General features: G+C 35.7%; 8 protein-coding genes. 2 read left to right on the top strand and 6 right to left on the bottom strand.

The window, feature by feature from the left end; all coding sequences use genetic code 11:
- Window positions 1-37 precede the first annotated feature (37 nt).
- Window positions 38-817 (bottom strand): exodeoxyribonuclease III, encoded by a 780-nt coding sequence (gene xth, locus BM371_RS12040; protein WP_228423582.1) that lies wholly within the window; start codon window positions 815-817, stop codon window positions 38-40.
- Window positions 818-973: 156 nt separating this feature from the next.
- Between xth and BM371_RS12035 the strand changes: the two genes are divergently transcribed.
- Window positions 974-3,865 carry an AsmA-like C-terminal region-containing protein gene (locus BM371_RS12035; protein WP_051882573.1) on the top strand — a complete coding sequence of 964 codons (2,892 nt, stop codon included), beginning with the start codon at window positions 974-976 and terminating at the stop codon, window positions 3,863-3,865.
- Window positions 3,866-4,044: 179 nt separating this feature from the next.
- Here the strand turns inward: BM371_RS12035 and BM371_RS12030 are convergent, their stop codons facing one another.
- The 4 genes from BM371_RS12030 to BM371_RS12015 form a co-directional block, all read right to left on the bottom strand.
- A complete protein-coding gene (locus tag BM371_RS12030) occupies window positions 4,045-4,620 on the bottom strand; it encodes a hypothetical protein (RefSeq protein ID WP_034673657.1) in 576 nt (191 codons plus the stop codon).
- A 43-nt stretch (window positions 4,621-4,663) separates the two neighbouring features.
- Window positions 4,664-7,606 (bottom strand): lectin-like domain-containing protein, encoded by a 2,943-nt coding sequence (locus BM371_RS12025; RefSeq protein WP_051882576.1) that lies wholly within the window; start codon window positions 7,604-7,606, stop codon window positions 4,664-4,666.
- 74 nt (window positions 7,607-7,680) lie between these two features.
- On the bottom strand, window positions 7,681-8,292 hold the full coding sequence (locus BM371_RS12020; RefSeq protein WP_143106491.1) for a hypothetical protein: 612 nt from the start codon (window positions 8,290-8,292) through the stop codon (window positions 7,681-7,683).
- A gap of 206 nt (window positions 8,293-8,498) precedes the next feature.
- Window positions 8,499-10,082, bottom strand: coding sequence for a helix-turn-helix domain-containing protein (locus BM371_RS12015; RefSeq protein WP_034673661.1), 1,584 nt, complete (start codon window positions 10,080-10,082; stop codon window positions 8,499-8,501).
- A 757-nt stretch (window positions 10,083-10,839) separates the two neighbouring features.
- Here BM371_RS12015 and BM371_RS12010 point away from each other — a divergent pair.
- Window positions 10,840-11,184: a hypothetical protein gene (locus BM371_RS12010; RefSeq protein ID WP_131430864.1), complete on the top strand. Its 345-nt coding sequence runs from the start codon at window positions 10,840-10,842 to the stop codon at window positions 11,182-11,184.
- 47 nt (window positions 11,185-11,231) lie between these two features.
- On the opposite strand, the gene BM371_RS12005 is transcribed toward BM371_RS12010, so the two are convergent.
- Window positions 11,232-13,109, bottom strand: coding sequence for a T9SS type A sorting domain-containing protein (locus BM371_RS12005; protein WP_034673666.1), 1,878 nt, complete (start codon window positions 13,107-13,109; stop codon window positions 11,232-11,234).
- Between the last annotated feature and the right edge of the window lie 102 nt (window positions 13,110-13,211).

The following is a 13,211-nucleotide window of genomic DNA, read 5'->3' as shown; positions in this document are numbered from 1 at the left end:
ATTATTTTTAACAACAAAAACAGGTGTTTAAACCTATTTATTTTTTTAAACTGATCCATACAGGAGCATGATCACTGGTTTTTTCCCAGCCTCTTACTTCTGAGTCAATACCGCAGTGGTCAATAGAAGAAGAAAGATAAGGGCTAAGAAGAATATGATCCAGCCTTATTCCTGCATTTCTGTCGTAAGATTTGTACATGTAATCCCAAAAAGTAAAAATTTGTTTATCAGGATTAAGCAATCTTATCGTATCAATCCATCCTTGCTTCTGCAAATCGGAAAAAGCTTTTCTGACTTCTTTTCTGAATAAAGCATCATTCGTCCATTTTTCGGGTTTGTAAACATCAATTTCCTTCGGAATAATGTTGAAATCACCTATGATAATAGCTGGTAAATCCATTTTTATCAGTTGTTTGGCTCGTTTTTTTAATCGTTTGATCCATTCAAGTTTATACTCGAATTTTTCGCTTGGATAAGGATTACCGTTGGGAAGATAAAGACAGCAAATAACCACCTTGTTGATTATGGCTTCAATATATCTGCTCTGTACATCGTCCGGATTTCCGGGGAGAGAATTCTGAACTTCTGTAATTTCATATCCTCGAGATAAAATAGCTACACCATTCCAGCTTTTTTGTCCTTTCCAGATCGCCTGATATCCGGCTGCATTAATTTCTTCAATAGGAAATTTTTCCTGTGGAGCTTTTAATTCCTGAAGACATACGATATCAGGTTTTGACTGATCGAGCCATTTAAGAAGCACAGGCAATCTTCCGTTGATGCCATTAACATTATAGGTTGCAATTTTCATAGTCATCTTTCTGAATAATTTGTGTAACGATCCTCAGATCAGTTATTTTTATTTATACAGTTATTGTGCCCTTATCTATTTTCCTTTATAAAAATGCCAACTTCTTATTGTTTAGTTTGCAATTGGCTTACTTTATGATTATTGTTTTAGTAAAAATGTTCTATGGGATTTCAAAAAATAATTTTAAAAATATTGAAATGGACAGGGATTTTTATTGTCTCCGTTCTTTTTCTCATGTTCATCATTCCGCTTTTGTTTCCGGGAACCATTTCGGAACAGGTGAAAGTTTTTGCCAACAAACATCTTGCAGGTGAGCTCAATTATAAGAAAACACGTCTTACATTTTTTAGACATTTTCCTTCTCTCACCGTTTCTGTTGATGATTTTCTGCTGAAAGGTTCAAAACCATTTCAAAATGATACTTTACTGGCGGCAAAAGAAATTGCTGTAGGAATCAATCTTAAAAACCTGATCTTCGACGGAGAAGTAAAAATCGATGAAATTTACGCTACAGATGCCTATGCCAACGTTTTTGTCAATACCAAAGGAGAGGCGAATTATAATGTTTACGTTTCAAAACCATCGAAAACACCCAAAGATACAACAGGAACCGGCGCATCCATTAAATTGGACTTAATTAAACTAAAAAACTGGAATATCATCTACAGAGATCATTCTGCAAAAGTTCTGGTTGATGCAAAAGGTTTAAATTATACCGGAAAAGGAGGATTGAGTGAAGACATTTTCGATCTTACCACAGATTTAGATATTGATAAAATTGATTTTAGCTTAAACAGAATTTATTACGCCAAGCAAAAAAAATTGCATGCTGATCTGATTACCAGGATTAATACCAATGCCCTTACTTTCGTTTTGAGGAAAAATGAATTAAAAATCAATGATTTACCTTTAAAATTTACAGGTTTTGTCAGCATATTGAAAGACGGGTATAATCTCGACATCAATGCTGCATCAGAAAAAACGACGATCCGGGATATGATTTCCGTTCTTCCGCCACAATATCTTGATTGGGCAAAAGATACCAAAATTGAAGGTGGCAGTGATTTGTTTTTTAGTTTAAAAGGCAGATTCAGCGAACCGAAAAATTTGAAGCCAAGGTTAAAAGCAAGACTGTTTGTAAAAGATGGTTTTGTTTCGAATGGAAAAGCGCCTGTTCCGATGAACAACTTTAATATGGATCTGAATGTTGATCTGCCGGATCTGAATACCGAACAATTAGGTCTTGACTTAAGAAATCTTAGCTTCGATCTCGGACCGAATAACAATTTCAAAGCGGTTGTGAAAACCAAAGGCTTAAATGAAATGCAGATTAATGCAGATGTAAAAGGAGCCGTCAACTTACAGACTTTAAGTCAGGCTTTAGGCTTAAAAGATATAGACGTCCGTGGATTGATGGATACGAATATCAAAGCAAACGGGATTTTCAGTTTAGACAAAAAATTATTCCCGAAAACGAACGGTTATTTCAATCTGAAGAACGGTTGGCTTAAAACGAAATATTATCCTAATCCCATAAAAGACATCAATATTGTTGCAAATATTGTAAATACAGACGGAACATTTAAAAGCCTGGGTGTGAAGCTCGATCCTTTCAAATTTGATTTTGAAGGAAACCCTGTTTTTGTAAACGCCGATTTGCAGAATTTTGAAGATGTTTTGTATAAAGTCCGTGCAAAAGGAGTGCTGAATGTCGGAAGAATCTACAAAGTCTTTGCTAAAAAAGGTTTAGACATCAGTGGTTTGATTATGGCTGATTTATCTTTGAACGGACGACAGAGTTATGCAACGACGGGACAATACAGCAAATTAGATAACAAAGGAAATTTAATTTTAAAAAATATCAAAGCTACCACAGAATATCTTCCGAAATCATTTTACATCAAAGAGGGAAATTTTGAGTTTGAAAATGAAAAAATGTGGTTCAGGAAGTTTTTTGCCAACTATGGAAAATCGGATTTCGCTTTGAACGGTTATCTTTTAAATACCATCAATTATTTTATTGAAAGAAAAGGTACACTACATGGTAAGTTTAAATTAAAATCAAGATACATTCTGATTGATGAATTTATGGCTCTGAAAGATGGAGACAACTCAAGAAAATCAATTGAAGTCGATTATGCAAAAGTTGAGAACCCGAAGAGCAGTGGTGTGGTAATCATCCCGAAAAACCTGGATGTATCTTTAGAAGCAGATGCTAAAAATGTGGAGTTTAAAGGTTTGAATCTTAATAATCTTTTTGGCTTGGCTTCAGTCAATAAAGGGGAAGTTTTCCTAAAAAACACTTCGTTCGATGTTGTAGGAAGCAGAATGAAAATTGATGCGCGTTATCAGGATGAATCTCCTTTAACTGCAAATTATGATATTGCGTTGAAAGTTCTTGATTTTGATGTTCAGAGAGCTTATAACGAAATAGATATGGTTCGTGAGATGGCAACTGCCGCAAAAAATGTGAGGGGAATTGTTTCTTTGGATTACAAACTGAAAGGCGATTTTGATAAGAACATGAACCCGATTTATCCGTCTTTGGAAGGTGGAGGAGTGGTAAACCTTCGAGATGTGGAGGTGAAAAATCTGAAAATGCTTTCAGCGGTCGGAGATAATATTGGAGCTAAAGCCTTTAATGATCCCGATATGAAGGGCGTCAATATCGAAACGCACATTAAAAATAATCTGATCCACGTTGATAAATTTACTTTTAAAGTCTCTATTTTAAGACCTACCATTAGCGGAACCACAAGTTTCAATGGATTACTGGATCTGAGAATCAGAGTCGGGATTCTTCCGGGAGGTTTGATTGGTTTCCCGATTGTCGTTACAGGGACGCACGAAAAACCGAAAGTGAAAATTTTCAGTAAAACAGGACAGGGAATTGTTGATGCTTTGTACAACAAGAAATCGAATAAAGTGATTCGTGAAGAAAGACGCGCCGAGAAAAAAACAAGAAGACAGCAGCGAAAAGAAAAAAATGCTCAGGAACAAAAAGCTAAAGCTGCGGAAAGTAACATAACAAATGATCTGAAGAATAAAAAATGATCTGCTTTATATAATTGGGAGATGACATGAGGAAACATTTGAGAAGTCTTTATTCTAAATAGGTCAGAACGATAGATTCATTCAAATATGTGGTTTCATATTCAGTATAAACTTAAAAAACAGCACAAGAATAGTATATTCCTGTGCTGTTTAATTCTATGAAATTTATTTTAGAAATATTAGTTTTTCCAGTACGTCCATCCTGCACCGTTGTAAACGGCAAGTCTTTTAGCACCTGTTTTATTAATAAAAACCATCATTCCGGGAGCAGGATCGGGAATATTATTGGTGTCATTTACAATGGGAAGCAACAATGCTTTAGTATTTGATTCCAATACCAATACGCCATCCGCAGAAGATGTATCAGCTCCAATGATAACTTTAGCTCCTGTATCTTCGGTAACGGTTGCTGAAGTAGGTTGTAAAGTCATTTGAGTGGTTATATTGGCTTCATGTCCCTGACTCAGATCGATCCAGCCCGATGCTCCGCCACTTGTCACACCATTGTAATATTTTACTTTCGCTTTTGTAGAATCGGTTGCGTCGAGCAAGATAGTACCTTCTACAAGTGCCGCTCCTGTCGGAATTGTTCTTACATAAGGTAAGATGAGCCCTTTGTTTTGACCTGCTGCAAATTCCAGCAGAACAGAGGTTTTCTGAGCAGTGGGAGCTGTACCAACCGCATCTCCGATAATTACCTGTGAAGAGTAATAAACTGAGCTGATCATACAGATTGTTGATATTATTTTTTTCATGAGTTTAATTTGTTATTAAATTAAATTGACTGCGTAGCCAATATTAAGGACACGACGGATTATTAAAACAACTCCAGGTTGCGTCACTATATATTTTTAAACATTTTGCATCAGTATCATATACCATCATACCTTCCTGCGGATTTGTAATGGCTGCTAAACCGGCAGTTGAAACTCTCGTTATCACAAAGCCTTTACTATTTGATTCTAAAGCGATATGACCAGATTTTCTCCCCATTGGCCAATTGTCGGTCACTGAAGCTCTTTTTAATAAGGTAATTCCCATTTTGGTTTCTGGTCCGGTTCCCGGAGTGAATGCCGGATTGTAGCACGCACAGCTGCTATATCCCGGATCAGTCGGCTGATAATACGAAACTATTGCCTGACTTGGACAATTTACGATAAGAGGATCATAGAAAGCGTAATATGTTCCTGGTGCAACGGCAGTTATATTCGTAACCTGTGTTCCCGGATCTCTGGTAATCGTCGTCCACCACTGAATATTAGTAACGCCAGGTGGTAAAGAAGCTGGCTGTGCATTTTGAAGATTAGCCAAAGTTCCTTCGCAAATTTTAAGATTCTGCACTGCAGGACCTGCTAAAGCTCCACAAATAGAAAGCGCAGCAGTATCGGAGAAGTTATAAGTGGTTTCTGTTCCGCTGGTGCTTGTTCCGTCTGCCATACTTCCTCTGATTCTGTGCCCAACATATCCAAACTTCGTACTGCACTGTTTGATGGTAAGTGTTGTATGACCACCTGTCTCTACAGCAATTAAAGTATCGTTGAGGTTTAATTTTCCCGGATCATAAGCTCCTGTTATGCTTCCCGGCATATATGTAGGGTTAATGGTTGCAGCATTTACACCAAGCATACTGTTGTTGCTGTTTCCCCAAGCCCATAATTTGCCGTCTGTTGTCAAGATATTGATTGCAGCATAGTTGCCACCTTCGTGTTCCTGTGGACTGATCCACACTATATTGGTAAGAAAATCATTTGCTGCTGCTGATTTTTTTACTCTTACCCAACTATTACTGCTCGTTGAAGTGAAATTTCCGAGCTGATTTGATGTATTGTCTCCCAAGCTGTAAAGATCACCATTTGTTCCCAAGACATAATAAGTTTGTCCGTTAGTTGATCTTGTCATCCCAATCATTTTCGGGGTAATATTGTCTGGAATTGTCATCAATGTTGCATACTGTCTGTCTGTAGCGCCTGTAGATGAAACACCTAAACGGGTTCCTGTTCCCCATGTATACAATTCGCCATCTGATGTAAGTGCCATCATTGCATTGATAGATCCTCTAACTGCAACAACATTTTGAAGATTCGTAGTTGCATTGATTTTAATCCTGTGCCATACCGCTCCGTTTGCTGCATTTTGTGCCGAACCGTCACCGTTCTTATTTCCTGTGGTTGATAAAATATATGCTGCTCCGGTACAAGTAACTATCGCTAAAGTATTTTGGGTACCGAACATCATTTTCACCTCTTGTGGTGTTACTCCAAAAGGCAAACCGTCTGCTTTTGTGCCGGTTTCACCAAATGTTCCTACAGCCACTGCACCAAATGTATTGCTTGGTTTGATAGTCGTGCTTACCAATGTACCGGTTGCACCTCCCCAAATAAATAGACCTGTTGTAGTCAATACAGCAAATTGTTGGTCATTTGTAGCACTTCCTCCGGTAAATTTTAAAATATCTCCTGTAAGACCAGGATAATTGGTGCTGTTCAGTTCCTGAGGAACAAGAATATTGTTTGTTTGGCCTGTACCGTTGTAGGCAATTGCTTGACCCCAGACTTTGATCTTTCCGTCTGCCTCTTTTACCATTGAAGAATGAAATACGCTGACCATATTATCATATTCAATGGTATTCGGAATATTGCTGTTTACATAAGTATTCCCGTTACATCCTGTAACACACAGACCGCTGTTTAAACAATCATTTATAGCAGAATTGTAAGCATTACCAATACCTTGTCCTCCTGTTGCTGCTGTAGGAATTCCGTTTGCATCTACCGTCCCTGAAATGCTCCAGTCTGCATTAAGCATTCCCTGAGTTATATTTTTATCACCTTCAATTGCATCAGGACATCCGTCGCCATCAGAATCAAGATCGAGATAATCTTCAATTCCGTCACCGTCGGTATCAATAAATTGCGGATAATCGGCACAGAAATCAAGTATTCTTATACTTTGCTCATTACTTTCACCCCCGGTTGAAGCAGTGTAACCATAATAGACCAATTTATTGGTTTGCGAGGCAGGAATATTAAAATAAGTCAGACAGAAATTATCAAGCGTACCGCTATGCGTGTAAGTTCCTGCATTGATTCCGTCAACGGTATAAGATAAAGTTCTTGTCGTAGCATTCCAGTTCACTACTACATTATGCCATGCATTATCTTCGAGTTCATTAAGAGTTGTTGCGGAAGAAAGAGAAACGACTCCCGGAGTAAAAGAATCTGTTCCATTGGTTGCTGAACCATCAGTGTCCCAGATCATACCGTGATCATTGCTTATATCGGCTGAAGAACTGTTATTCTGATAGGTATCCATCTCCAGAGCAATACCGTTTACAATACCTGCAGCACCAATACCGAAACCATTTTGACCAATTGCTGAAGTTCCTGCAGGATCATTATGAAAAACGGTTGCAATTCCGTCTGCTCCGTTGGCTGCTCCAAGAAAAGCCTGATATCTTATGGTAAATGATTTAGCAAAATTAATCTTATTTAAAGACCATACCGAACCACTTTGGTTTGAGGTAGCCTGTGTAAGACGTACTGTATTGGTGGGAATTCCTGAACTGCCACTCACTGCAGAGCCATTAAGCTGGAATAAAGTCGACATGGTAGCTTCTAAAAGACGTTTTTCAGCACAATCGGGTATTCCGTCATTATCAGAATCCAGATCCTGTGCATTCATGTTGGTAAATAATCCCGTTAAAAAAAGAAGGATCATTAAAAGTTTGTTGAAATTTTTCATCTATTGATTAAGTTGATTGTTCCGTTGTACGGATTTAGTATTTTATAATTTTTGATGTTGTTTATTTAAAAATTTTAGCAAAATGGGGGAGGACGCATTCTGTGAGAATCAATACTGTAGGTTTTGAAATAAAGTGAAGTAGCGTATGAAGAATAAGCTAAAAGAACTGATGTGTAACAGAAGAAACCATCTGCTTTTTTTAAAATTAATGCAGATTGATTAGGTTTTTTTTTAATTGCCGAAAGAGTGAGTTGAACTGCGCATTCCTTCATTAAATTTATGCTTGCTGTTTTATCGAGTTCACTCTTCTGGATGATGAAGTTATTGAAAGAGAATTCTTTAGTGGTAATAAATATTTTCTGCTTTGTGGGATTCTTATCCTTAGTTTTTTTTGAATTTGTTTTTGTCTTCGTTGAGGTTGTTTTTTCGATGTATTTAACTTCAATGTTAGAATACTCCGAAAACCCGCTAATCGTTGTTCCTTTTGCTACAAATACTATCTGTTTTCGCTTTGGAACAGAAAGAATACTATCTGATGAGGTTGTTTTTTTGCTGCCTTTCAGAGGTATAGAATCGGACAAAGGCTGTTGCGCTTTCACGAATGAAGTGCACAAGATGAGAATTACAACAAATAAAGAATTACATTTAAATGAAAAAGAAGAAAAACTGAAAAAATTTTTAACCATTTCTGTTGATTTGTAGCTGATTAGCTATCGACAATATTACAATGGTAAAATGGTCGTTACAAACAGATAGGAATGCGAATTCCTGAAAAAGGCTGCTTAATGATATGATTTAAATGTTTGATTATTAAATAATTATAGTTATTTTCCTTAAATTGAAATTGTAACAGAAATTCCCAATAAAGGCTACACAAAACAGCAGTTGAATTTTATATTTCTTCATTTTTAAGTGTCTGCAGGAATTGTGAAGGAGACATATCGGTAACTTTCTTAAAAGCAATGGCAAACTTACTTTGTGAAGAAAATCCGGACTCCTCGGCAAGACTTGCGATTTTATATTTTTGGTATTTTGAATCAGTTTTGATCTTTTCAATAATGTAGTTGATTCTCAGTTCATTGATGTAATTGTTGAAATCTTTCTGTTTAAAATTATTGATTACGTACGATAAATACTTGGTATTGGTATCGCAATATGCCGCTAAATACGGAAGAGAAATTGCATTTTTTGTAAATAGGGTAGAGCTTTCGAATTTTTCGAGCTTTGCGAGAAGTTTCTGTTCAGTCGCTTCGGTCATGATCGATTGTTGCTCAAATTCACCTTCTTGTTTTTCAACTTTAGTTAAGACAACTTCCGATGATGTACTGTTTTGTAACTCGCTGTAACTTTTTTTAGTCTCTTTAAGGTGTTCTGTTAAATTTTTCACTTCAGATTGATGTCTCTTGTAAAAAAGACTTGTTATAAATGTAATCACGATAAATAAACCTGCAAAAAAGAAAATAATTGAGTTTTTCCCGAGAGATTTTTTTTCTTCAATCTTGTTTTTGTGTTTAAGATCTATATATTCTTTATTAATAAAAGAAGCATTATTGTTGGATATTTTTTCAGCAGTTGAATCATGTTTTTTTGTAGCTTCAGCCAGTTTTTCAATATTTTGCGTAGCCAAGTAATATAGCTGTGAAGTATTGTTGATCTCGTTTTTCAGGTTCAGATAATTAGACTGGTTTGAAATTTTTTCTGCTTTCTCTAGATATTTTTTAGCTTTTTCGAAATCTTTAGTTCCTATACATACTTGTGCAATTCCATTAAAAATTAACCCTTTCAGAAAGTTGTCGGGCATATCTTTGAGCGCATTTTCTGCAATGGTATAGCTTTCAAGCGATTTTTGTAAATTGTTGAGTTTCAGAAAGCATAATCCTTCAAGCTGTTTATTGTTGGCTGTAAGGAACATCTCTTTATTTCCGGCTGTATTGAAGTGATTTTGGGAATTTTCAATCAGTAAAAGAGCTTTTTTGTAATTTTTAAACTGAATTTCATAATACGCTTTTTCCTGCATGATGAATCCCAACATATTCTCGACGTACGCCGGATTGTCAATTTTTTTAACAATGCTTTCAGATTTTTCGATATAATTTTTCGATTCACTGTACAAACCTAAGTTTCTGTACTGAGAAGATAGAAAACCATAAATTCTTGACTGCCAGAGGAAATCATCCGATCCGACAGCGATTTGTTCTGCTTTCAGAGCATAATCCACGGCTTTTTTCATGTCACCGGTTTGTTGGTGCAGAGTTGCGGAAAGCATCAGACTTTTCGCCTGAAATTTTGGGGTTTTTGAAATCTGAAATAATGAATCTGCCACGAATAGGGCTTTGCTAAAATCTTTCTGAGAGGTTTCAAGATATGTTTTGTTGTAGATCCGATTGTAGCTTTCAGGATTTTGTCCTTTTAGTTTACAGCCTATGAATATAAGAAGGGTGAAAAATGACAGTTTCAGTAGATTTTTTCTTACCATTTGCTATAATTTACTTTTCACTTAGCATCAAATATAATGCGGTATTAGTTTTAATAATCGGAATACGAGCATGTTAACTCTTAAGCAAAAATACAATTAAAAAGCCAGATATGCTTATGATATAATGATTTCTACATACAGTGTGTAATTTAAAACAAAAGCCCTCTCTGAGGAGAAGGCTAAAAAACACAAATGATGAAAAAAATAGCTCTAAGCTATATGCCTTTTCTGATAAAAATTTTTGTTTTATTAAGATGAGCAAAAATAGGTGACAGAATTTTCCTGTACAAGAAAAGCATTTATCAAATTCCTGAAAATGCACAACTTTATTTTGTTATAACCTATTGTGTGATAGTGTTTAATAAATGATTTTGAATTTTGTTTTCAGATTAATTAATAAAGCTTGATGATATTTATTAAACAGAATTTTGATCTTTGATCTATGGCTTCGTTATAGAATTGATTGCAAAATATACATTAAAGTTTCTATTTTCCTGAAAACGACTGATGTACCTCTTGGGAAACGAAATAGATAGACTTACTTTTGCAGCGTCAATTTTTACAACACAAACTCTCTATATCGAAGGTCATTAGTTTATTATCTATTAAACTGCTGACCTTTTTTAAATCAAAAATATTTTTAAATATGAAAATCAAAAACAAGAATAATATTAAAATTATTCGTTTCAGCCTGATTGTATTTTTTATCTTTCTGATTATATGTGCTCTCACATTTTCGCAGCCAAGTCTGAAAATAATGATGACAATTTTTGCTTTTACCGCCTTCTTTGCGGCTGTATTTCTTCCTTATTATGAATTTGAATATTCCGGAGAATGCATTTCTTTTGCAAAATACGGCTTGTTTAAGACAAATTATATTCGTCCATTTATAGAAATACCGGTTTTATATATTACCGATTATGAAATAAGCAGAGTTCTGATGATCTATTTTTTAAAAATTACGATTGAAGATGGTTTTTCATCTAAAAAGAGAATGACTAAAATATCCTTACAATTCTTCAGTGATTATCAGATTATCAAAATCATAAAAACATTGGAATCGATTAAAAAGAAAAATACAGATGCTAAAGTAAAACTTTAAATAAAATAAAAATTCCCTCTGTAAAAAAGGGAATCGTTTTTTTAAAATTATTTCTTTATGATCTTCTCGGTAACGACGGCCTTATCAGTTTTTACTTTTACATAATAAACTCCTGTAATCAAAGAAGAGATATTAACTGAAGATTTATTTGATTCCAAATTACCTCGTTGCACAGTTTGTCCTGTAGCAGAATAAATTTCATAAGATAAAAGAGATTCTTTACTGTTAATAGTTAAAATATCTTTTACAGGATTCGGATAAAACTGAATGCCCGCTTCAGCTGAAGATTCTTCTACAGAAAGCTGGCTGCACGCAGATTTAGCAAGTTTGGAAATGAAAAACTGAGATTTTCCGCTGTTTCCTGCCGCTGTCATTGTATTTACTCCATCGGAAGTGTCTGTAAAGAGCTGATTATGGAAAAGTCCGCCCACCACATAATTGCCGTCATTGTCTACTGCGATGGCAGAAAGCTCGTCCTGGAAACCGTAATTACTCTGAATTTCATTTGTTCCTATAATTGCTCCCGTATCTTTATTTAAACGTACCAAAAGCGGATCAGAAAGATCATTTTGGGGTCTTGTCATTTGAAAAGTTCCCCATTTGTCCCCAATAGAACCTTTTACAAAGGCTAATTCATTGCCATTCAGAACTACAGGGCCTCTCATAAACCGGTATCCCATCGGTGCGGTTGCCGTTAATTCGTTATGAATTTTTGCCCATTGCACGGCGCCCGATGAATTCATTTTTAAAACAAAAGGATTTATTCCGCTATTGAAAGGTACAGGGAAACTGTAATCACCAAAAGATGCTACTGCTGCTGCATCTACTCCTCTGTAATAATACCCGGAAAGATAAATGTTGGAGTCATTATCTTTTATCAGCCCGAATATCTTGTCATCCTGAGCTACTGTATTAGGAGTATTAAATTCTTTTCTCCATATTTCGTTTCCGTTGCTTCCGTTAATTGCCAACATGAAACCATCATTATTAATAGGATTTGAGTTATACCCAAGCGGAAACGGGCTTCCAAATCCAGAACTTCTGGAGCCTGCAATATAATATCTGTTCAGTGTCTCATCATAAAGCATCTGAACTTTTCCGCCGCCTACTGCTGATGCAAAAGTTCCCGTCACGGGAAGTAAAACAGGATTTGCCACAGGAGTCATGCTTCCATTATTATAATTAAATTTCACAAGATAATATTGAAATGTGCTGGTAAAGCTTGATGGTACCGTTATCAATCCATCCAGATGAGTTCCTGCCGAAAAACCTAATATTGCATGAATATTTTTTGAAGAATCCATACACCATAAACCGTTATCTGCAGATCTGAGTGCATAATTTACATTTCCCTGAAGGGGTTTTTGCCAGGCTAAAGTACCATTGGATGTATTATATTTTAAAAGAAATGCGGTATTGATTCCAGGATTAGGATCTGGGCTATTGTAAGCTACATTTACTACAGGAAGTGAAACATTGGCGTCGAAGTGTGTAGGGGTATAAGTGGAAGGAGCATTAATATTTGCCTGATTAACGACATTTGCCATGATGTAAAGACCGCCGTTATTATCGGTTTCTAATTTCCACGCACTTTCCCCATCTCCGTAACCACCGATAGTCTGACTCCATCTTATATTGCCTTGACAGTCAGTGGAAAATAATAATAAATCTCTTGAATTATAATGAGTAACAGACTGCCCGTCTAATTGTGGAGACCCCTGAAATACAGATGAAAGATAGTAATAATTGTTTTGACTATCTACTGCAATACTCCGGATCATCTCGTCTGTTGTTTCATTAAATCCAACTCCGGTTGAGCCGCTGTTTCCTCCACCTTGTTTTGCCCATTGCCACTGATAATTCTGAGAAAAAATTGAAATAGGAATTGATAAGAATAATAATTTAAAATAGATTTGGTGTTTCATATTAAATATTTGGCTGTGAATTTATAAAAATATTATGAAGTTTACAGTGTTTATCACACATTTTTGATAAAAACTAAAGGCTGTACACCGTACAGCCTTTAG

The organism is Chryseobacterium formosense, from assembly GCF_900116415.1.
GTDB lineage: Bacteria > Bacteroidota > Bacteroidia > Flavobacteriales > Weeksellaceae > Chryseobacterium > Chryseobacterium formosense.
This window is presented reverse-complemented; position numbering and strand designations above follow the sequence as displayed.